Origin of the sequence: Enterococcus sp. DIV0703, from assembly GCF_051711065.1 — a bacterium.
Taxonomy (GTDB): Bacteria; Bacillota; Bacilli; order Lactobacillales; family Enterococcaceae; genus Enterococcus_B; species Enterococcus_B hirae.
Map to the genome: position 1 here is coordinate 820,492 of NZ_JBIOLX010000001.1, position 21,609 is coordinate 842,100.

At 35.9% G+C, this 21,609-nt stretch carries 20 protein-coding genes; 17 read left to right on the forward strand and 3 right to left on the reverse strand.

All coding sequences use genetic code 11. From position 1 onward, the window contains the following. The first annotated feature begins 282 nt into the window (after positions 1-282). Positions 283-1,227 carry an NAD-dependent epimerase/dehydratase family protein gene (locus IGK81_RS03825; RefSeq protein ID WP_034698875.1) on the forward strand — a complete coding sequence of 315 codons (945 nt, stop codon included), beginning with the start codon at positions 283-285 and terminating at the stop codon, positions 1,225-1,227. A gap of 219 nt (positions 1,228-1,446) precedes the next feature. Here IGK81_RS03825 and IGK81_RS03830 read toward each other — a convergent pair whose 3' ends face one another. Further along, positions 1,447-2,616: a serine hydrolase domain-containing protein gene (locus IGK81_RS03830; RefSeq protein ID WP_374188440.1), complete on the reverse strand. Its 1,170-nt coding sequence runs from the start codon at positions 2,614-2,616 to the stop codon at positions 1,447-1,449. 196 nt (positions 2,617-2,812) lie between these two features. Between IGK81_RS03830 and mltG the strand changes: the two genes are divergently transcribed. The 8 genes from mltG (at position 2,813) to IGK81_RS03870 (ending at position 9,411) form a co-directional block, all read left to right on the forward strand. Further along, a complete protein-coding gene (gene mltG, locus IGK81_RS03835) occupies positions 2,813-3,991 on the forward strand; it encodes an endolytic transglycosylase MltG (protein WP_010738164.1) in 1,179 nt (392 codons plus the stop codon). A gap of 142 nt (positions 3,992-4,133) precedes the next feature. Then, the gene (greA, locus tag IGK81_RS03840) at positions 4,134-4,613 is read left to right on the forward strand and encodes a transcription elongation factor GreA (RefSeq protein ID WP_010719721.1); all 480 of its coding nucleotides are present in this window, start codon (positions 4,134-4,136) and stop codon (positions 4,611-4,613) included. A gap of 230 nt (positions 4,614-4,843) precedes the next feature. Continuing rightward, complete coding sequence (liaF, locus tag IGK81_RS03845) at positions 4,844-5,575, forward strand: cell wall-active antibiotics response protein LiaF (RefSeq protein ID WP_010719720.1); 732 nt, start codon at positions 4,844-4,846, stop codon at positions 5,573-5,575. Next, the gene (gene liaS / locus IGK81_RS03850; protein WP_010719719.1) at positions 5,572-6,639 is read left to right on the forward strand and encodes a two-component system sensor histidine kinase LiaS; all 1,068 of its coding nucleotides are present in this window, start codon (positions 5,572-5,574) and stop codon (positions 6,637-6,639) included. Before liaF ends, liaS begins: the two co-directional genes overlap by 4 nt. A gap of 6 nt (positions 6,640-6,645) precedes the next feature. Beyond that, positions 6,646-7,278, forward strand: coding sequence for a response regulator transcription factor (locus IGK81_RS03855; RefSeq protein WP_010719718.1), 633 nt, complete (start codon positions 6,646-6,648; stop codon positions 7,276-7,278). Between the two features lie 85 nt (positions 7,279-7,363). After that, positions 7,364-8,029 carry a potassium channel family protein gene (locus IGK81_RS03860; RefSeq protein ID WP_010719717.1) on the forward strand — a complete coding sequence of 222 codons (666 nt, stop codon included), beginning with the start codon at positions 7,364-7,366 and terminating at the stop codon, positions 8,027-8,029. 12 nt (positions 8,030-8,041) lie between these two features. Next, the gene (locus IGK81_RS03865; RefSeq protein ID WP_010719716.1) at positions 8,042-8,335 is read left to right on the forward strand and encodes a HesB/YadR/YfhF family protein; all 294 of its coding nucleotides are present in this window, start codon (positions 8,042-8,044) and stop codon (positions 8,333-8,335) included. Between the two features lie 128 nt (positions 8,336-8,463). Further along, positions 8,464-9,411 carry a phosphoglycerate dehydrogenase gene (locus IGK81_RS03870; protein WP_034698881.1) on the forward strand — a complete coding sequence of 316 codons (948 nt, stop codon included), beginning with the start codon at positions 8,464-8,466 and terminating at the stop codon, positions 9,409-9,411. A 100-nt stretch (positions 9,412-9,511) separates the two neighbouring features. Here IGK81_RS03870 and IGK81_RS03875 read toward each other — a convergent pair whose 3' ends face one another. Next, positions 9,512-10,309, reverse strand: a complete 798-nt coding sequence (locus tag IGK81_RS03875) for a DUF1189 domain-containing protein (protein ID WP_025480226.1) — start codon at positions 10,307-10,309, stop codon at positions 9,512-9,514. 240 nt (positions 10,310-10,549) lie between these two features. Here IGK81_RS03875 and IGK81_RS03880 point away from each other — a divergent pair, with 240 nt between their 5' ends. From IGK81_RS03880 to IGK81_RS03890, 3 genes are all read left to right on the forward strand, one after another. Next, positions 10,550-11,014, forward strand: a complete 465-nt coding sequence (locus tag IGK81_RS03880; RefSeq protein ID WP_010719713.1) for a GtrA family protein — start codon at positions 10,550-10,552, stop codon at positions 11,012-11,014. Between the two features lie 97 nt (positions 11,015-11,111). Further along, the gene (locus IGK81_RS03885; protein WP_010719712.1) at positions 11,112-11,720 is read left to right on the forward strand and encodes a superoxide dismutase; all 609 of its coding nucleotides are present in this window, start codon (positions 11,112-11,114) and stop codon (positions 11,718-11,720) included. 123 nt (positions 11,721-11,843) lie between these two features. After that, on the forward strand, positions 11,844-12,044 hold the full coding sequence (locus IGK81_RS03890) for a cold-shock protein (RefSeq protein ID WP_010719711.1): 201 nt from the start codon (positions 11,844-11,846) through the stop codon (positions 12,042-12,044). A gap of 98 nt (positions 12,045-12,142) precedes the next feature. On the opposite strand, the gene IGK81_RS03895 is transcribed toward IGK81_RS03890, so the two are convergent. Next, on the reverse strand, positions 12,143-13,591 hold the full coding sequence (locus tag IGK81_RS03895) for a helix-turn-helix domain-containing protein (protein WP_034698884.1): 1,449 nt from the start codon (positions 13,589-13,591) through the stop codon (positions 12,143-12,145). A gap of 512 nt (positions 13,592-14,103) precedes the next feature. On the opposite strand from IGK81_RS03895, the gene IGK81_RS03900 reads away from it, so the two are divergent. The 5 genes from IGK81_RS03900 to IGK81_RS03920 all read left to right on the forward strand — a co-directional run bounded on the left by IGK81_RS03900 (position 14,104) and on the right by IGK81_RS03920 (position 21,568). Beyond that, a complete protein-coding gene (locus IGK81_RS03900; RefSeq protein ID WP_431393379.1) occupies positions 14,104-16,470 on the forward strand; it encodes an adhesive domain-containing protein in 2,367 nt (788 codons plus the stop codon). A gap of 91 nt (positions 16,471-16,561) precedes the next feature. After that, on the forward strand, positions 16,562-18,226 hold the full coding sequence (locus IGK81_RS03905; RefSeq protein ID WP_034698890.1) for a hypothetical protein: 1,665 nt from the start codon (positions 16,562-16,564) through the stop codon (positions 18,224-18,226). A 22-nt stretch (positions 18,227-18,248) separates the two neighbouring features. Further along, positions 18,249-18,488, forward strand: coding sequence for a hypothetical protein (locus tag IGK81_RS03910; RefSeq protein WP_034698894.1), 240 nt, complete (start codon positions 18,249-18,251; stop codon positions 18,486-18,488). 31 nt (positions 18,489-18,519) lie between these two features. Continuing rightward, entirely contained in the window at positions 18,520-20,004 is a 1,485-nt protein-coding gene (locus IGK81_RS03915; protein WP_034698897.1) for a Mur ligase family protein, read from the forward strand. 346 nt (positions 20,005-20,350) lie between these two features. Continuing rightward, positions 20,351-21,568: an LCP family glycopolymer transferase gene (locus IGK81_RS03920; RefSeq protein WP_010738153.1), complete on the forward strand. Its 1,218-nt coding sequence runs from the start codon at positions 20,351-20,353 to the stop codon at positions 21,566-21,568. The last annotated feature ends 41 nt before the right edge of the window (positions 21,569-21,609 follow it).

Here is a 21,609-nt window from a genome sequence, read left to right on the forward strand (position 1 = left end):
CAGTCCCTTATTCTTGCAAAAGGTGATAGAGAAATACATCCTTGACCAACTTCTGCCAAGGCAATAACAAAGAAGCAGCGTTTAAATAAGAAAAATATTATCTACTATTAGAATATTTTATGCATGGTATTGTTTTCTTGTTAGACAGGAGATAACTATTGGAAAGGGAACAATTAGTCTATGATCGCTCTATTTAGGGCATATATATAAGATAGTATTCTCAGAATAAACGTGTTACACTAAACTTATCTTTTATGTAAATCAATAATTGGAGTGAAAATAGTGGAAAAAATATTGATTACCGGTGGGGCTGGTTTTATCGGTTCTACCTTAGCCAATCACTTAGGTAAAGAAAATGTAGTGATTGTTGTTGATGATTTATCAATGGGAAAAGTAGAAAATCTTGAGATGGATAGAAACATCACGTTCATCGAAGGTGATGTAGCGGATTCAGTATTGATGGAAGAAATCATCCGTGCCAATCAATTTGACTACATTTTCCATTTAGCGGCAGTTGCTAGTGTGGCAGATTCGGTTGCCCGACCAGTAGAAACACATCGAGTTAATTTTGAAAGTGTGCTGATGCTGTTAGAATTGATCCGGAAATATCAACCAAACTTAAAACGAATCGTATTTAGTTCTTCAGCAGCAGTTTATGGGGATGAACCAACTTTACCAAAAAAAGAGGAATCCATTATTCGTCCATTAACCCCCTATGCAATCGATAAGTTTGCAGCTGAACAATATGTTTTGGATTACTGTCATTTATATGATGTTCCAGGAAGTGCAGTTCGTTTCTTCAATGTTTACGGACCAAACCAAAACCCAAATTCACCTTACAGTGGTGTGATTTCAATCTTAGTTGATCGTTATAAAAAACAATTAGCTGGAGAAAAAACGTCATTTACTTTATATGGAGACGGTAGCCAATCAAGAGACTTTGTCTATATCGATGATGTGATCCAAGCTTTACTTCTGGTAGCTAACAAAGAAGCGGCTTTAGGCGAACAATTTAATGTCGGAACGGGAAAAGCAACTACATTATTAACATTGATCCAGACGATTGATCAAATTTTAGAGACGGAATTAGCTTTAGAATATCAGCCAGAACGTTCAGGAGATATTCACGATTCATTAGCAGATATTTCTAAGATTCAGTCTATTGGTTATCTACCAAAATATGATGTATTAAGTGGTATGAAAAGCTATTTAAAAACTGAAATATAGTGAATAATAAGAGTCGACAGTTCTTATTCGTACACTTGAAAAGTGGATGGAACGAAATCTTAAACTTTGAGAAATAGAACTATGATAGTCGGCTAAATACAGTCGCCATGCAAAAGTCAGATAACATTTTAACTTTTGCATGGCGATTTTTTTAATAAAAAAATTTTTGAACTATGACGTACTTAATTTTTGGGACGATAATCTTTTTCGTTTTCAGGATTAATTTTCTTCTAATATCTTGGACCCTTCAATTAAATTATAAATTCGATTTCGCAAGTCTAGAGCAGTTAATTTTATTTTTTTATCTGATTGGTCGTTGCTTTCCATGACAACCGCATCTTTCAAATCACGTTTGAAAACAGCGACTGAATGGAAACGATTGATGTTTCCTTGTGCCAAAACATAATCATTACCACAATAGACACCACCACGATATGGGTGGCCAGTAGGACTGGGTTTCCATAATGTAAAAAGTAATTTCTGTGGGATCATTTTACCTGATAAAACTTTAGTGAAAAACGTATTTAAATCAAGCACCGACATACTGATATTTCCAGTCCCTAATTCATTATGGATCGCTGTTTGCGATTCAGTTAATGGCTTCCAGTAATCATCACTAGCAGACATCTGATAGGAAAGGGCATGATGCGGAGAGTTTTTGACTTGATCATAAAAAGCGGTCTGTTTCAAATCCAAAGGTTTGATAATCTCATTCTCTACTAATTTTTCATAAGGTTGGTGAGTTAAGTTGATTAAAATACCCGCTAAAATTGTAAAGTTTAATGGTTCATAACGATAAGTATGGTAGTCAACTAATTTTAGATGTTGAACCGCAAATTGAACGACTTCTGTATCTGATAATGGGGTAGTAGGTTTAGCTGTAGGTTTCAACCCAGATCTCATATAAAGTAGATCTTCAATGGAAATCTTTTGACTATTCGGAATTTGAGGATAAAACTTAGCCAATTTCGTATTCAAAGAAAGGTGTCCTAATTCTACTTGTTTGAGAATTAACAGAGCTGTCATCGCTTTTTGAATCGAGCCAATTTGATAGTAAAGATAAGGGCGGTTTAACTGATCATTTTCTTTGTTCGCATAACCATAGCCACGCTCAAAAATCACATGATTATTTTTCTTTACATAAATTGAGCCAATGTAATCATGTTTAATTAACAGGTGGTTGATTTTTTCTGATAATTTTTTTTCTTCAGGTGTAAGCGATAATGTCTGTTTAGGTTTTAGTGAATCGGAATCATTTCTAGCTTGTTCTTTCGTATAAATACTCCATCCTATAATCATACCGGTGGAAAGTACGCTGATACTGAGCAATACTAGAATGATAGAGAAAAAAGGAAATGCCCCTTTTTTTGCATGTTTGCCTTTTTTTATCATTGTGTCATAAGGTCCTTTCATTTTCGCTAATAGTTAAAATAACTATTGTATTTATTGATATTAATTTTAATCTGTTTTTATTTGATTTACTACTTACAATTTTGATAGAATATTTAAATAAATTAATTCACGTCAATCAAAATATCATGTATAATAGATGAAGTTACGAAGTTGATAGTAAGGAGGAGTTGTTTTGTCAGAAAACAAACAACGTCCAGAAGAGAAAAAAAACAGATCAGACCAATCTGCTGAAAAGAATGCAGTCATTAATCAGAGAAAAAATTTGCGAAAAAAAGAAGAAAAAATCGTTGGTAAAATCATTTTAGTGATCGTTTTGACGTTGCTAATCATTGGAGGCGTCCTTGGATTCACCATTTACCGCTATGTGGATAGCGGGTTGAAACCATTGGATCCTAAAAATGATCAACTTGTTCAAATTGAAATACCTAGCGGTTCATCAAATAAACAAATAGGTGAGATACTCGAACAAGATCAAGTGATTAAAAGCGGCATCGTGTTCAATTACTATACTAAATTTAAAAATATGACTGGCTTTCAAGCTGGATATTATCAAATGGCACCAAATATGACTTTGGATGAGATCGGAAAACAATTGCAAGAAGGTGGCACCTCAGAGCCAACTAAAGTAGCAGATGGCAAAGTCGTGATACCCGAAGGATACGACATTGAACAAATTGCTGCTAGAGTAGCGAAAGTCACTGGAAAAGATAAACAAGAATTTTTAGATTTGATGAAAGATGAAACGTTTTTCAATGAGCTGTATAAAAAATTCCCAGATTTATTGGACAGTGCGAGCAAAGCTCAAAATGTCAAATATCGCTTAGAAGGTTATTTGTTCCCGGCTACTTATGATTACTACAAAAAAATGTCGTTGAAAGATTTAGTCGTTCAGATGGTAAACAAGACAAATAGCGTGTTACAGCCTTATTTTACAACCATCAAACAAAAAAATATGACGGTTCAAGAAGTCTTGACGTTGGCTTCATTAGTTGAAAAAGAAGGGATTAAAGAAAACGATCGTAAAAACATCGCCCAAGTATTTTTCAACCGTATCAAGGCAGATATGCCTTTACAATCAGATATCTCTGTTTTATATGCCTTGGGAGAACACAAAGAAACGGTCTCTTATAAAGATACGGCTGTCGACTCTCCATATAATCTATATACGAACACAGGCTATGGTCCTGGACCATTTGATAACCCTAGTGAAGCAGCTATCGAAGCCGTATTAGAGCCGACTCAAAATGATTACTACTATTTTGTGGCAGATATCAAAAAAGGCGATGTTTATTTTGCAAAAACTTACGAAGAACATTTGGAATTAGTTGATAAATATGTCAATAATTCGTAGAATAGTATTTGTATCATCGACTATTTATTTAAAATAGAAAAACATTTACATTTTAGGAAAAGCGTGGTAATCTTTTTTGGATTATATTCCTCAAAAGATTACTTTTTGCGGTATTCCATAGATCAAGAAGGAGACGTTATACATGGTTGAGAAAGTTTACCCGATGACTCTAGAAGGCAAAGCCAAACTAGAAGAAGAATTAGAACAATTAAAAACAGTTAAACGCGGAGAAATCATTGAACGCATTAAAATCGCTCGTGGATTTGGTGATCTATCTGAAAACTCAGAGTATGAATCTGCTAAAGATGAACAAGCGTTTGTTGAAGGTCGAATCACAACAATCGAAAATATGATTCGTTTTGCTCAAATCATTGACAATGACGGTGTTGATGCAGATGAAGTATCAATTGGTAAGACAGTGACATTTATTGAATTACCGGATGGTGAAGAAGAAGAATACACAATCGTAGGAAGTGCAGAAGCTGATCCATTTTCTGGTAAAATTTCTAATGATTCACCAATTGCTCAAGCTTTGATTGGTAAATTAGTCAATGATGAAGTAACGATTGCTACCCCTGGTGGCGATATGTTAGTTAAAATCGTTAAAGTAGAGCAAGCATAAGAAATACTTGAACAAAAATGAAGTTGTGACATCTACAACTTTGAGCAATAAGCCGAAGAATCAGAAAATCGTTTCTCCGATTTTTGGGATTCTTCGGCTTATTTATTTTTCTAAGGAATGAGTGTCCAGAACCATTTGCCTTAGGACAAACTTTACATCTCAAGTCCTATAGTATATTTCTAAAAAAATAGCTATGATAGAATGAGAATGTGCATGAAAGGAGAATAAAGATGAATAGTTCTTGGCGTTTTTTTATCGTAGTCGAGGCTTTATTATTACTATTTGCAGTTTGGCAAATTGTGAACAACGTAGAATTACTTCTTCTCGTATTGTTTGGTGCATTGAACATATATTTAGCATTAAGAAAATATCCACGATCTGGATTTCGAAATTTTCAATTGATTATAGGGAGTTTGATCGTTTTCTTTAGTTTAGTCAATAGCCCTGCACTATGGTTGATGGCAGTATTTGCGATCTTGTTTATCGGACTAAAAGGGGTGGAAATTTCTGGGATTGATCTAACAAAAAATACCTTTTGGCGAAAGAAACAGATGATCATGGTACAAACCGATCAATTAAAAACACATAATAATGAACGAAAAAAACAACAATTATTTGGAAATCAACGTATTGGTAATGATGTTTATGAATGGGATGACATCAATATTGCTTTAATTTCAGGGGATACGATCATTGATCTTGGCAATACATTGTTACCAAAGGATGATAATATCGTTATTGTGCGAAAAGGAATTGGCAGAACGAGAATTTTGGTACCTTTAGGGATCGCCATCAGTTTAGAGCATGCGACACTTGTTGGAAATGTTTTATTTGAAGAGGAACAATTTTCATTAAAAAATGAATCCATCAAAATTTATAGTAACGATTATGATGAAAACCCAAGACGGTTAAAAATCATCACGAATACATTACTTGGTGACGTTGAGGTGATACGTGTATGATGAGCAGATTATCAAAATTAATGATGGCAATCTATGCCTCAGCGGCTTCTTTTTTAATCATCTTGTTTTCGTTGTTCACTTATTTTTATGCAAGTAACCAAACGAATTGGTGGCGTGCCATTTTAAGTGCAAGACTATTGTATGTGCCGCTGATTTTTCATTTGTTTGCTATTGCCTTAGGTGTCGGATTAGTGGTTTTTTTGATAGTATCACTTATCCAAAAAGCAAAGTATGGTAAAATTGAAGAAAAATTAAGAGCATTATCTTCTGGTAATTATGAGTCTAGTCATTTGAATGAACCCATTCCCAGTGCAAATGATGATATTTATGTACAAGATATTGATAAAGAAATAACCAAAATAAAAGAAAAAATGATTGAAGTTTCTAGTGAACTACAAATTATCACTAGCAGACCCCAGTATGTGGATGGACAGACAAGAGAAGAAATCTTAGAACTAGAAAGGCATCGTTTAGCCCGGGAACTCCATGATTCTGTCTCACAACAATTATTTGCAGCGATGATGATGATGTCTGCTTTAACAGAACAAGCCGAAAAAACAGATAGTTCAGAAATATTTCGCAAACAATTACGTATGGTTGCTGATATCATCAATGCTTCTCAATCTGAAATGCGTGCGCTCCTACTTCATCTTCGCCCAGTGAATCTGGAGGAGAAGAGTTTGAAACAAGGAATTGAGCAATTATTAAAAGAACTACAAAATAAAATTCAAATTTCATTGAAATGGGAGATCGAGGACGTAAAATTGTCCAATTCGATTGAAGATCATCTTTTTCGTATCGTGCAAGAATTATTATCGAATACCTTACGTCACGCTAAAGCAAATGAATTAGAAGTCTATTTACACAAAATCAATAATAACTTATTGTTACGAGTGATTGATGATGGTACCGGGTTTAATATGAACGAAACGAAAACAGGTAGTTATGGATTAAATAATATTAGGGAACGAGTAGCAGGTATTGGTGGAACAGTTAAAATTATTAGTTTTAAAGGACAAGGCACCAGTATTGAGATCAAAGTTCCTTTGATCAAGGAGGCATAATTGAAAATGATACAAGTATTACTCGTAGATGATCATGAAATGGTTCGCTTAGGAGTATCCTCTTATTTATCGATTCAAGAAGACATTCAAGTGATCGGTGAAGCAGAAAATGGTCGAGAAGGCTATGAAAAAGCAATGGAATTACGACCTGATGTGATTTTGATGGATCTTGTTATGGAAGAAATGGATGGGATTGAATCAACTAAAGCTATTTTAAAAGACTGGCCTGAAGCAAAAATAATTATTGTGACCAGCTTTATCGATGATGAAAAAGTTTATCCAGCCATTGAAGCTGGTGCAGCTGGGTATCTATTAAAAACTTCTACCGCTCATGAAATTGCAGATGCGATCAGAGCAACTCAAAGAGGGGAACGAGTGCTAGAACCTGAAGTAACAACAAAAATGATGGAAAAAATAAGTAAGAGAAACGAGCCAATTCTTCATGAAGAATTGACAAAACGTGAAAATGAAATCCTGATGCTGATAGCAGAAGGAAAAAGCAATCAAGAGATCGCAGATGAATTATTTATTACTTTAAAAACAGTCAAAACCCATGTCTCAAATATATTAGCAAAATTAGAAGTAGAAGATCGAACGCAAGCAGCTATTTATGCTTTCAAACATGGATTAGTTAAATAAATTGTTTATTCTACAAAAGAAAGCTTACTTTCGTTTTTAGAAAGCCTTTGCTATACTTAAATAAAATAGGTAAGGGAGGAAGCAAGTGAAACAAAATTTTGCAATTGTCGGGCTTGGACGATTTGGTGGCAGTATTTGCCGAACCTTAGTTGAAGCAGGACAAGAAGTATTAGCTATTGATAGCAATGAAGATCGAGTCAATGAATATATGAATATCGCTACTCATGCAGTTGTAGCAAATGCACAAGATGAAATGACATTGCGTTCACTAGGAATCAGAAATTTTGATCATGTGATCATTGCAATCGGTGAAGATATCCAAGCAAGTATCCTCGTTACATTAATGGTCAAAGAGATGGGAGTTCCCAACATCTTAGCTAAAGCTCAAAATGAATATCATGCAAGAGTGTTAGAAAAAATCGGAGCAGATCGTGTGGTTCACCCGGAAAGAGATATGGGGATTCGTATTGCTCATAATCTTGTTTCAAAAAATATATTGGATTACTTAGAACTATCGGATCAATTTTCTCTTGCAGAAATTCGAGTTTCTAATCCCAAATTTTTTAATAAAACATTAGCGGAGCTGAATTTTAGGCAACGTTATGATCTAACAGTTGTAGCAATTCGACGCTTTGATCGTTCGGTCGTTGTTTCACCTTCAGCAGATGAATATGTCAGAGAAAATGATAATTTATTAGTAATTGGGGAAACCGAAGATGTAGATATATTAGACGATAAAATGAATCAATAAGGAGATGCAGGAATGAAATTATCAGTAACAGATAATGCACGTAAATGGTTCGAAGAGGAAGTAACCATCCCTGAAAATTATGGGATTCGTTTTTTTGGGAAAGTCTACGGCAAGACAGAAGTACATGATGGTTTTTCTATCGGAATGTCTGTCGAACAGCCTGAACGACCAATCAAAGAAGAAACCATTGACGGGATGCTGTTTTTTATTGAAGAAGCAGATGACTGGTTTTTCAAGGGGTATGATCTTGTTGTTGATTATGATGCATCTTTAAATGAGCCAACTTATCATTTCAAAGAACAATAAAACAAAGGAGCGTTTCTTTAGCTACCATTAGCTTGGAAAACTCCTTTTTTATATTTACCTCTTTTTTCATAAGACTGAGTCACGAAACACTTGATTACAATTAGTAATAGAAGGGATGCGTAACTAAGATGGCAGAAAAAATTATTTATTTAGATCGAGGATTTAGACAAGAATTTATTGATAAAATGACTGAATTAGCGCCTAATTATGTCATAAAAACTGAGCTTGAACCTACAGATTTGATGAATGTTGAAATTAGTTTAGGGTGGAATCGCCAATACGAAAAAGAGCTATTAGCATCTTCAGGGTTAAAATGGGTACATTCGATCTCGGCAGGGGTAGACACTTTACCACTAACGGCATTTTCTGAAAAAGGGATCTTACTTTCAAATGGTAGTGGTATTCATAGTGAATCAATAGCTGAACACATCATGGGAGTGATTTTAGGCTATTCTCGAGGGCTGTTCCAAGCACAAAAAGCACAAGCAAAGAAAGAATGGTTAGGAACTCATGTCCAGTATCAGCCATTAGAAAAACAAAAATTATTGATCATCGGAACGGGGCAAATCGGCAAGATGGTTGCTGAGAAAGCAGACAGCTTTTCTATGGTCAGTTATGGGATAAATACTACCGGGCATCCAGTAGAAGGATTCAGTCAAACGTATTCCTTAAACGAAGTGGAAAAAGTAGTAGCTGATATGGATATCATTGTAAATATTTTGCCTCTGACAGAGCAGACTAAGGGCTTCTTTAATTATGAATTATTCAAAAAATTCGCTTCCCATGCGTTATTCATCAACGTTGGACGTGGGGCTTCTTTAAAAACAGCTGATTTAGTTCAGGCATTAAATGAAGAACAACTCGCCTTTGCAGCATTGGATGTTTTTGAAGAAGAACCATTACCTGAAAAAAGCCCATTGTGGGAAATGGATCAAGTATTGATTACGCCGCATATCGCTGGCTTAACCTCAGATTTTCAAAATAAGTTAATGACAATCTTTCTAGCCAATCTTAAAAGCTATGTCACAAATCAAGAGCTTAAGATAAATGAAGTGGCATTACAAAAAGGATATTGATCCTTACTTAGAAAAATAGTTGATATTAAAAAACGACTTTCTTTGACTAGCGTTGCCGCCTAATCGAAGAAAGTCGTTTCCTATGTTTGACATTCGTGAACTACATCATTTGGCTTTTCGGCCAGCCTTTTACCGCCTGTGCAAAAATAAAAAGTCCTGCTATTGCGATAAAAGCACTTGTGTCAAAAGCCGGTAAGAAAATCATTAAGATCGTGGCTAAGACTGTTGGTAGGGTGATTGAATAGATCATCGTTTTTAAACAGTCAAGAAAAGAAGCGCCAGTCAAACGTAAACGCGCATAAATATAAGCTGCAAAATTAGCTAAAAGTAAAGTAACGATCAAATTCAAAAAGCTTGGATAAATAGAAATTAAGAAAGTCACTATCTTGATCCAAAATGGAATTGTTGCTTCACTTAAGGTTGTACGCAATTGTTTTCCTGTTAGATTTTTTAAGGCATCATTTTTATAGTCAAGTTCAAGTGAGTTATTGTTTAGAAAAGTAGTACCGGTATTAGGCAAAGCTACGACGAGTTTATTTTTTAGTAGTCCAACACTAAGAAAATTTCCGACTAAGTCAGAAGTAATATCTTTTTCAGATCGTTTGCCTTCCGGATCAAAAGTAAAGATGATAGAATTTGTTTGATAGATGAAACCTTCATGATCTGCTGCATCAATTTTCCCGTTTTTTATGGAAAAATCTGGAATCTTGGTGGCAATTTTCTGACCATCTTGTTTGATGTTTTCTAGCACTTGAAACACTTGATAGGAAATAGGCAAAGCCATGATGATGCTAAGGACCAAAAGATAAAGAACCGATTTAGCAAACGGGGTTTTTCTAGCATTTTTGAGCTCTTTAAATTGCGTGAATGAGCTGATAATTAATTGTTTTGTTGTCATAGTTACTCCTTCTATACATAATGTCATCATTAGCAATTCTAGCGAAGTCTTAGAAGAAATACAAGGGGAAATACCAATTGGCAATCTTCCTTTAAGGTTCATGTGAGAACCTGCTTTTATAAAAAATAACGAGAATGTTAAAATTTGCTAGTTACAAAGATGAATTTAAGGAATAAAGATGAAAACCAGAGACAAATAAGGTATGATGAATAAGAATTGATTAGTAAGGTAGGATGAACGATGAATTTTTATTATCGAGTGAGACAATTTTTAGAAGAAAAAGGTTACTGGGAAATATTTATTTACCTATTTTTTGGTGGTTTAGCAACAGTCGTGAATATCGTTACTTTTGCAATTGCATTACAGATGCTCCATCTAAGTATGCCGATAGCAAATACTATTTCTTGGATTTGTTCTGTTTTATTTGCTTTTGTAACGAACAAATTATGGGTATTTCATTCCAAGTCACCTAATTTTTTCCATTTAGTTATTGAATTTAGTAAATTTTTGTTCTATCGGATTCTTTCTTATGGTATGGATATGGGTTCCATGTTGCTGCTGATTCAGGTGATGCACACAAATGATTATGTGGCTAAGATTATTACCCAAGTCATCGTGGTAGTCGCCAATTATGTCTTCAGTAAATTGTTTATTTTTAAAGGGACAACCATTATTGAGGAAGAACTTCCTGAAAAAGAGAAGTAAAATCCACAGTAGGCATAATTTTTGAAGAATTCCTTGCTCTTTGTTACTCTTTGTAGTGTAGACACTATGAACAAACACATTGAGGAGGAATTTTTTTATGACTTACACATTACCAGATTTACCATATGCATTCGATGCGTTAGAACCTTATATCGATGAAGAAACGATGCACTTGCATCATGACAAACACCATAATACTTATGTAACAAATTTAAATGCAGCGATTGAAAAACATCCAGAACTAGGTGAAAAAACAATCGAAGAACTACTTTCTGATATGGATGCTGTCCCTACAGATATCAAGACTGCTGTACGTAATAATGGTGGCGGACATGCAAACCATTCTTTCTTCTGGAAAATCATGGCACCAAATGCTGGTGGCGAACCAACTGGTGCAATTAAAGAAGCGATTGATGAAGCCTTTGGTGATTTTGCAACATTTAAGGAAGAATTTAAAAAAGCTGCAGCTGGCCGTTTTGGTTCAGGTTGGGCTTGGTTAGTGATGGAAAATGGTAAATTAGCGATCACTTCAACAGCCAATCAAGATTCACCATTAATGGAAGGCAAAACACCTATTTTAGGTTTAGATGTTTGGGAACATGCGTATTATTTGAAATATAAGAATGTACGACCTGATTACATTGAAGCTTTCTGGAACGTTGTGAACTGGGAAGAAGTAAACAATCGATTATCAACTGCCAAATAATCATTTTCAAGCCTAAAAAAAAGAATGAAAAATAAATTGAGCAAGTCTTGCGAGCGTTTTCTAAATTCGGTATAATATTTATGCAAGGTTTCTTGCAAGAACTTTTTTGGAGGCTATACATTTATGGAACATGGAACAGTTAAATGGTTCAACAATGAAAAAGGATTTGGGTTTATTACAGTAGACGGCGGAGACGATGTGTTCGTACATTTTTCAGCAATTCAAGGAGACGGCTTCAAGAGCTTAGAAGAAGGTCAAGAAGTTGAATTTGCAATTGTTGAAGGCGCACGTGGCCCTCAAGCTGCTGAAGTGACTAAATTATAATAACTTGTTGAAGAAAAGCCCGCTTAGCGGTCTATTCAAATAATAAAAAGAAGATGGCGTCTGCCATCTTTTTTTTATTTTATAAAAACCCAAGTTAGTTATTCGTTGACTAGTTTCTTGATTTTTTGGCTTAATAGATAAATCTGCTCACTAGACATATCAGTCGGAGCGACTAAACACGGGATTGTTTCTTCATAGGTCAGGATCTTTAACGGCATATCGGTTGTTCGAATGATTAAGTCTGGCTCAAACAAAAGATCATTTGTAAAAACCACATTTAAGTAAACTCGTAATTGTTCTTGTAACATACTCATATAACTCAGTTCAATACTTAATGGCAAGTCACTTTCGTACTTTATCTTTATTTCTTTATCAAAGTATGTTGGAGAAGTAATGATCATAAAAGCTTCGATCAAATGACAGGATTGTACCCAATACAGCTCTTGTTGCTGTTTTTGGAATTGGGAAGCTAATTGATTGATTTCTCGATTGAATGCTGGGTAATTTTCTTCTACAAAGACTGATAAGTCATATTTAATGGTGGAAAATCGGTGGAACAACAACCCGCTCATCCCGTTGGCAAAGATCGTACTATTTAGTAATTTTTTCTTTACGTTGATTTGTGTAGATTTAAACCCAATTTCATAAATATAGCTATAGAAACTATTTTGAAATTGTTTGATCGCTGTGGCTTTTTTTAGATGGAATTTCATGGCTCGTTCTAAGTGATCGTCTTTTAAATAAAAAGCTGGGCGTGCTTGTAACCAAAGAAATAAAAATTGGACTTCCAAAAGATCGAGCTTGGCTTTCACGCTCATTCGTTTAAGGAAATGGGTAATCTCTTCAAAGCTATCCCAAATCTCTTCTGTAAAATCAGGAAGTTCTCTCTGATTCATCTGATTTCCTTGTGCTGATCGGACGAAAGTGATAGCAATAATAAAGCACCATTCAATCATTTTCAGTTTATTTGGTTTTTGTTTTGTCAGCTGAAAAGCATACTCAATCCCTGCAAAGGTTTCATGAAAATCAACGGTTGGAAAGGGCCAAACGACCCCTTGATAGTATTGCCACAAAAATAAATAAATAAGATAACGGACTTGTGGTTCACTACCTTTGAGATACACGAAGCCTTTTGAAGTCTTTAATTGTAATTGATAGGTAGTAAGCAACTGATTGATTCGAGTAAGATGTCTTCTTAAGGAGGGAATACTAATCTTTTGCTCTGTGGCAAAGGAAACCAGATCAACTCTAGGTTGAAGACAAAGGTCTTTTAACAATTGAAAGATGGCGGAATGTTCCAAGATTTTTAGTAGTAATAGTTGATACTCACTGATCGTTCCAGAAAAAGTGAAGCCTTTTGTACTTTTTGTGATGTGATCGTCAGATAAAACCTTAAGATAGTCACATTGATGAAGCACAGAACGTTTGTCACAATGAGCTGTTTTCGATAATTCCTCTAACGTACAAGTAACTTGTGAGCGATATAAGTTGTCCAAGATCGTTAATTGGACTTGGATATTCCTTTCTAACATGACAGAGAAATTCATTTATTTTTCCCTCCTATATTTTTATACTCGAAATTTTCCGAATGACAAATTATTAAATTTTTTCATTTTTTTTTTACGAAAAATGAGAAAAAAATTTATTATAATCATTTTTTATAAAAAATAGCCAAAAAAATAAGTGAAAAATACGTTATTTTAATTTGGGCTGTTAGTTTTTTTCATGAATGGACATATAGAGAAATTCCTTAATGACATTATAATTTATCCAAGCATAAAAACGAAATGTTATGCAATATTTTTACATAATTGCTACAGTTTCTTTTTATTTTTAAAATAATAAAGTTATTTTAAAAAGATTAAAACTTAATAATAGATTTTTAATTTAACGATTGCTAAAATCTTTGTAACTTAAGTTAACTGAAGTTTTTTCAGAAAGATATCTTTTTGACAAAAAGAAAGGAGGCCAGTTCCTAGCGGAAATAATTGTTGTTAGTGATTGATTAAGTGGGGGATAAAGCATAAGTAAATAATGGAAGCATCTAAGGGGGAAAAAAATGAAAAAGGATTATAAAAAAAGTATGGATCAAAAAGCTAGAGCTAAACGTCGATCCAAAAAATACTTATTAGTAGGAACGTCTATTGCTGCAGGGATGCTGTTGGGGACAGCACCTATTTCAATTGCTACACCGTTGTTTACTGTGGGTTCACAACAAGTATATGCTGACTTGATTAGTGGCCAGTTGTTCAATAATCTAACGACGTCTAATACCAGTGGAACAACAGCAAGTGCACCTTTTCCATTGGCTGGAACGACTCGTAATGTTGATTTTGTTATTTCAGCTAATAATGGGATTGATCTAAGTGTTCTAAATGGCTCGAGACGAGCAGTTTTAGCAATCCCAACTGAAATGCAAGGTTTAGTTAATCCAAATGGGACGGGTACTTTCCAAACAGATATTTTGTTACCAGGAGAAGAACTACAACCACTATTGTCGATTGTAGATGGGGCGGTAACTACCCTAGTGTCTGCTGTTGAAAACATTGTTAACCTTAACCCGTTGGCATCAGTCAATTTAGATGAAGTGTATGCTCAACTAGCATTATTAGAGAACCTTAGTACATTGACGTCAGCTGAAGTAGCATTGAATCTTCAAATGCAAGGGGACGAATATATCTATGGTGAATTAGACGGCTCATTAGAAACAATTATTCGAGAAGGGCTGACTGAAATTTTAGATGGAATCAATGATGCTGTCCAAGCAATCCAAGCGACACCGAATGCAGGAAGCGGTGCTCTTGGTACGATAGCAGCAGGTACGATCAATACAGCGTTGTCCGCAACGATTAAACCAGCGTTTAATCTTACTTTTGCTACTGCAACAGGTTTAGTTGGTGTGGGGTCATCATTGATTGGAACATTAGCTGATGCGAGCGTATTAGGTGAAACGACGGTCACGATTCCGACATTGATTCAAGATCCTAATTATAGTGATTTAGCGGCAGCCGGAGTAGATATGTCTGTTCCTTATGAAGCTGGCTTCGTTGGAAATATTGTAAAAGCAGATGTTTTATCTATCGATATCGCCTCTAGCTCTGATGGCTATTCGCCAGTTTTTTATCAAGCTGCTGAAGTAACACCACCATATAATGTTGTAGTTACAGGGAACTCAACTGATGGTTATGAAGTAACTGGGATGGCAGATCCTAATGCAACAGTTCGTATTTATGATCAAGAGAATAATTTGATTGCAGAAGGACAGGCTGATGAAAATGGAAACTTTACGATTCCAATTGCAGCCACAGATGTGTCACCTTTAGAAGACATCCAATTAATCGCGTATGATGAAAATGACAATCCAAGTTTACCAGCTGCTGCTGTGATCCCAGACGATGAAGAAGCCGACGCCGATGCTGACGCCGATGCTGATGCTGACGCGGATGCTGATGCTGACGCTGACGCTGATGCTGACGCCGACGCGGATGCCGATGCTGACGCTGATGCCGACGCTGATGCCGATGCCGACGCCGATGCTGATGCCGATGCCGATGCTGACGCTGACGCTGATGCCGACGCTGATGCTGACGCCGATGCCGACGCGGATGCCGATGCTGATGCTGATGCCGATGCTGATGCCGATGCCGATGCCGATGCCGACGCTGATGCCGATGCAGATGCCGATGCTGATGCTGATGCTGATGCAGATGCTGATGCCGATGCTGACGCTGATGCCGATGCTGACGCCGATGCGGATGCCGATGCTGACGCTGACGCCGACGCTGATGCTGATGCCGATGCAGATGCTGACGCCGACGCTGATGCTGATGCTGATGCTGACGCTGACGCCGACGCCGATGCAGATGCCGACGCTGATGCAGATGCTGACGCCGATGCTGATGCCGACGCTGACGCCGATGCCGATGCTGATGCTGATGCAGATGCTGATGCTGATGCCGATGCTGATGCGGATGCCGACGCTGATGCGGATGCCGACGCTGATGCCGATGCCGATGCTGATGCCGATGCGGATGCCGATGCCGATGCAGATGCTGATGCCGATGCGGATGCCGATGCCGATGCAGATGCCGATGCCGACGCTGATGCCGATGCGGATGCCGATGCTGATGCGGATGCCGGCATGGGAAGTGCAGGAAATGGTACAGATACGGATCAGAACGGCGATCCAGGAATGGTGCCGATCAACACTTCTGGTGGATCAGGTTCAAATCCACCACAATTACCTTTGCACTATGGTGGGACAAGTCATACAAAACCATTGAATTACCATGACGGCTCAACACTAAAAATGTATCCTAAAACCTCTGATACGGTAAGTTCATCTGTTTCTTGGTTAGGTGGCTTAGTATCGTTGATTTCGGGAATGGGTATTTGGAAAATGAAAAGAAATAAAAAGAATAACTAATAATTAACGGAGAGGTTATAACTATAGAAATAGATTTAAAAATCATAATGGATGTAGTTATAACCTCTTTATTCTTGATAGGGGTGAGTCTATGCCAGTTCAAACAGATAAAAATGATTTAGCAACCATCCAAGAAGTACTTGAAAAAGTAGTCATTCATACGGAGAAAAAATTATTAATCGTATCCGTAGGAGATTTTAGTAAGCGTGGTAGGACTTATGAATTTTACGGAAACAATCTAAAAACAATTTGGAATAATTTTCTAACAGCTTATCGAACCTATCATTTTGAGACAGAAACGTATCTAAGGTTGGATGTAGTGACGAAAGAAGAGCAAGTTGATTTTCAACAAGTCAAAGAACGGTTAAACAAAATAAAAAGGAATAATTACATCGATTTTAATTTGCGAATAGATGGAATCAGAAAAAGAAGTTTTTTAAAAGAAGAATTAGTAGCAAATGCAATCATTAAACCAAGTAAAGCACATATAGTTGGAAAAAATCATCCTGAGTTACACATTGATTCCCAAAATTACCGTGGCTATGTCAAGCGTAAATATGGACGTGAAGAAAGTGATTTAAGCTACTTAGAGCGTTCAAAGTGTTATTTTTTTGAAACAGCCTCCTTCTATTTTGAAAATGGTGAAGTATTCCCTTTGAAAGATTATGGCAATGGCAATCAAGTCAGAGAAGTGACTACAGAAAATCTTGATGATATTACGGAACTAGTGATTGAACAAGGAACGAATTATTTAACCAAACAGTTGACTCCTACTGGTAAATTCATTTATGGCTATTATCCTTGCTATGATCAGTTACTAAAAGGGTATAATTCGGTTCGCCATTTTTCATCTTTGTACGCATTAGCTGAATCGGCAGAATATTTATCCGACCAGGAATTGATGCAACGAGTCAAAGAAGGATTACTATGGGGATTGGAAAATCTTACTTCTGAAGTCAATGGTCAGCTGTTGATTAAAGATTACTTGAATAAAGAAGTAGAGTATAAGTTAGGAGCCCAGGCGACAGCAATCTTGGCTTTAGCAAAATATTCAGAAGTGACTAAAGAGACCATCTTTCATAGTTCCCTTAGTCGTTTAATCACGACTGTTTCAGAAAAATTTATCACTCCAGATGATCAGACGATCCATGTGTTGAATGCCGAATTAATGACAAAAGAGCGTTTTAGAATTATTTATTATGATGGTGAAATTCTGTTTTCCCTCTTAAGAGCACATGCGATTTTAAAACAAATTGAGATTTTTGAGATTTGTGAAGGATTGATGGAACAATTTGTCGCAAATAATTATCAAAAATACCATGATCACTGGTTAAGTTATGCAACGAATGAGATGCTTAAATATCAAGAAAAAGATACTTACTATGAATTTGGTATTAAGAATGCAATGGTCAACATCAACTTTATCGATCAACGAGATACAGCTTATCCAACCATGCTTGAGTTACTAGTAGCAGCCTCAAAAATGATCAGCAAATTAGAAAGAAGTCCTTTAAAAGATAAGCTTTTTCCGATAGAGAACGAATTTTTTGAAACGAAAGCACGAATCAATACGGTAATGAAAAAAAGAGTGTTACATGAAATCACAACAGGAGTCATGTTTCCAGAGTTTGCACAGTTTTTCAAACAACCGCAAGTGATCAAATATGGTTTTTTTGCGCGTCATGATCGTTTCCGTATGAGAATAGATGATGCAGAGCATTTTCTATCTGGTTTGATCAATTACTTATGCCTTTAAAAAGAGAAGAGGAGTGAAAATAATGGTTGGTTATATTCGATTTGCTGCTTTAGCATTGATTGGTCTTTCCTATTTAGGGTTTCGGCTGAAAAAGAAAAAAGACCATCAATCAGAAACTTTAGAAAATGATTGGAGTCAGTATCAAAAAAATGAAGAGGGGTTGTATCCTTGGGAAGAAGACCAAGATGACTCGCCACAGAGAATTGAAAAAACAGCAACAAGGTATGTGAATCAAGCAAGACCAAGACGAGGAAAATGGTAGAGAGAATCTAGAACAAAGTAGGTGTAAAAGAATGTGGAAGATCCAAGAATTATTGGCTGATATCGATGGTGCGTATTTACAAAAGTACGACCATCTTGATCAAATAATTGACAACTTTGAGTACTTTTCTGGACATTTAAACAAAAGAACCAATTATAATACCACAGCATTTGTTTGTTTGACACCAGAAAGAAGAAGTTACATTAATCGAAAGACAGTGGCTTGGCGAGATGGGAACGAGCAAATCAAAGGAAGGGAAAATGAGTTTGGTTTAATCATTACTGAAATCCCCATTGATGACCCAGCTGTTAGAACGCCTCAATTTATTGTTAAAAATAGTTGGGAATTTTTACTACAAATTTCAGAGAAAATCCGAAGCAATTATGTACAACCAATTGTAGCGATCACTGGTTCGGCAGGAAAAACATCCACACGAATGATGATTTCACATTTATTCCAAAATGAAAAAGTGTTAGAAAATCGTGGGAACCACAATGTTCGTTTTGCGATTCCTCTATATCTAAGCAAGCTAGTAAGTGAGCCAGATATGTTGAACTTAGAAGTCTCTGTCAATGCGTTGAACTCTTATGACACTGGATCAATGTCTAATTTAGTGCAACCAGAGATTGCGATTGTAACCTCAATTGGAGAAGCACACCTTAGTTCATTAAAAGATACTATCGGAGTGGCACGACATAAGGCAAAAATTTTTGAAGGACTGAAGCAAGATGGCACTGCAATCATCAATACAGATATTGGTGAGGAAGAACTAGCGATTCTAATGACAGCAGCCAAAAAAAGAACAGCAGAGATTCTCACGTACTCTTTGTATGATCAAACAAAGGATGTCTTCTTAATTGAAACGAGACAAGAAAGAGAGTATTGTGAAATTTTATTTTCTTTTTTAGGACAAGAATTTTCGATGAACTTGTCAGTTGCTTCTGCAGGTATGATTTCTAATGCTTTTGCTGCTTTATTGACAGTCTGGAAAATAAAAGGCGACATTCGATCGTATCTGCCAGCATTTACTACATTTAAGCCATTGTCTAAGATTCTCGATAAAACGAATTATGCTTCCTTGAATGGAACGAATTTCACATTTATTGACGACACCCATAATGCTTCTTTGCCTGCGATGAAAAATGCTATCGATTATTTTGATGAAGTTCGAACCTTTTATCAAGGAAAAAGTATTTTGGTACTTGGACAGATTGCTGACTTAGGAAGTACTGCACAAGTAATCCATGAATCACTGAAAGATTCGATGGAACATTGTGGAGCAGATCATATCTTAGGTTATGGTGAGCATTTTAAAAAGATTTTTGAGGAAGAACAAATACAAGATCAACGATTCAAATGGTTCGCTACTTTACAAGAGTTAAGTGATTATCTAGAGGAATTACTAATCGAAGACAGTCTAATTTTAGCGAAGGGGTCTGTAACAGGGAGTGATTTTCATGATATAGATCGTTACATCCGTAAAATCGCTAATAAAAAACAGTTAAAAGCTGTATAAAATAGGTGGTATCAATTTGTAAAAAAGAGACAATGTCTGCTGAATGGCATCGTTTCTTTTTTTGCAAATAAAACAACAGATCCAAGATGACCATTGTAATTAAGAAAGAGAACGAGTAAGAGGCATTTCAGTGCTTCAAAATAAAAGCGTTTTGAAATACTTAGATTCAAGCTTTTCTCTGTAATGATGCTATGGTATGATAATTAAGAATTCAAAAAATTACATATTAATTAGTTTTTTATTCACGACTATTTTTTTAAAGTTTTATTATGATTAAATAGGTAGTTTGCTGATTTATTAGTTGTATGAGAAAATATTTTAAGAAAATGTGAGATAGAGGTGCATTATGAAGCGGTGGCAAAAAGTCGTAATAGCTTTACTGGGAATTCTCGTTGTTTTTATTGGCGGAGTCTCAGCTTATGGAATTAAACTCATGGGTGAAGCAAACCAAACAGTCAATCAAATATCCAAGGGATCGAATCGTCAGTCAACAAAGCGTAAAGATAAAGTGAGTATTGACGACAAAGAACCTTTTTCTGTCCTTTTGTTAGGACTGGATACTGGCGGATTAGGTAGAACCGAACAAGGAAGATCGGATACAATGATGGTGGTAACGGTGAATCCCCAACAAAAAAAATCAACGATCGTCAGCTTAGACCGTGATATCTATACCAATATCGTTGGTCATGGTACTGTTGATAAGTTGAATCACGCCTATGCTTTTGGAGGCGTTGAAATGGCCATGGACTCAATCGAACAGTTACTCGATATCCCCATTGACCATTATGTAACCATTAATTTAGATGGAATGGAAGATTTGATCAATGCTGTCGGAGGTGTGGAAGTCAATAATAAAATTGATTTTACATTAGATGGTGTTCATGTTCCTGTAGGTAAACAAGTATTAGATGGTAAGAAAGGCCTTGCTTATTCACGGATGCGTCACGAAGATCCTAAGGGGGATATCGGACGTCAAGCACGACAGCGTGAAGTCGTTACTAAAATTGTTAATAAAGTATTGAGTTTAGATGGTGTCAGCAATTATCGGAAAATTTTAAAAGCGGTCGAAAAAAATGTCACAACTGACCTAGATTGGGATGATATGCTAGATGTAGCAACTAATTACACACCAGCATTTGAAACGATCAAACAAGATCAATTGCAAGGTAAAGATGCAACCATTGATAGTATTTACTATCAAATTTTAGGTGAAAATGATTTATTAAGTATCCAAAACGAATTGAAAAAACAATTAAACATCAAACCAAGTAAGACATTACCTAATTTAAAAAATGACAATGCTTCTATCATGTTCTACAATGACTCGCAATCCGCTGAAGATTCGAACGAGACTGCGACAAGTGAGAATAATTCAACTTATTCAGGAAATTCGCAAACAACAAATCAGTACAACGAGTATAATCAAGAATACAATCAAAGCGCCGATCAAAATTATGATCAGTACGGCAATCAGAACTACAATCAGAATTACAACCAAAACAATGAACAAACTTACCAACAAGAAAATAATGAACAAGGATATAATTATGGAAATGGGTATTAAGTAAAAAAAGCATTCGCAACAGTCATAACCGACTGTGCGGA

Excerpts from the sequence above, each read along its gene's own strand:
- greA (WP_010719721.1), top strand. The coding sequence starts at position 4,134 with ATGGTTGAGAAAGTTTACCCGATGACTCTAGAAGGCAAAGCCAAACTA.
- liaF (WP_010719720.1), top strand. The coding sequence starts at position 4,844 with ATGAATAGTTCTTGGCGTTTTTTTATCGTAGTCGAGGCTTTATTATTA.
- liaS (WP_010719719.1), top strand. The coding sequence starts at position 5,572 with ATGATGAGCAGATTATCAAAATTAATGATGGCAATCTATGCCTCAGCG.
- IGK81_RS03855 (WP_010719718.1), top strand. The coding sequence starts at position 6,646 with ATGATACAAGTATTACTCGTAGATGATCATGAAATGGTTCGCTTAGGA.
- IGK81_RS03865 (WP_010719716.1), top strand. The coding sequence starts at position 8,042 with ATGAAATTATCAGTAACAGATAATGCACGTAAATGGTTCGAAGAGGAA.
- IGK81_RS03870 (WP_034698881.1), top strand. The coding sequence starts at position 8,464 with ATGGCAGAAAAAATTATTTATTTAGATCGAGGATTTAGACAAGAATTT.
- IGK81_RS03875 (WP_025480226.1), bottom strand. The coding sequence starts at position 10,309 with ATGACAACAAAACAATTAATTATCAGCTCATTCACGCAATTTAAAGAG.
- IGK81_RS03880 (WP_010719713.1), top strand. The coding sequence starts at position 10,550 with ATGAATTTTTATTATCGAGTGAGACAATTTTTAGAAGAAAAAGGTTAC.
- IGK81_RS03885 (WP_010719712.1), top strand. The coding sequence starts at position 11,112 with ATGACTTACACATTACCAGATTTACCATATGCATTCGATGCGTTAGAA.
- IGK81_RS03890 (WP_010719711.1), top strand. The coding sequence starts at position 11,844 with ATGGAACATGGAACAGTTAAATGGTTCAACAATGAAAAAGGATTTGGG.
- IGK81_RS03895 (WP_034698884.1), bottom strand. The coding sequence starts at position 13,591 with ATGAATTTCTCTGTCATGTTAGAAAGGAATATCCAAGTCCAATTAACG.
- IGK81_RS03900 (WP_431393379.1), top strand. The coding sequence starts at position 14,104 with ATGAAAAAGGATTATAAAAAAAGTATGGATCAAAAAGCTAGAGCTAAA.
- IGK81_RS03905 (WP_034698890.1), top strand. The coding sequence starts at position 16,562 with ATGCCAGTTCAAACAGATAAAAATGATTTAGCAACCATCCAAGAAGTA.
- IGK81_RS03910 (WP_034698894.1), top strand. The coding sequence starts at position 18,249 with ATGGTTGGTTATATTCGATTTGCTGCTTTAGCATTGATTGGTCTTTCC.
- IGK81_RS03915 (WP_034698897.1), top strand. The coding sequence starts at position 18,520 with ATGTGGAAGATCCAAGAATTATTGGCTGATATCGATGGTGCGTATTTA.
- IGK81_RS03920 (WP_010738153.1), top strand. The coding sequence starts at position 20,351 with ATGAAGCGGTGGCAAAAAGTCGTAATAGCTTTACTGGGAATTCTCGTT.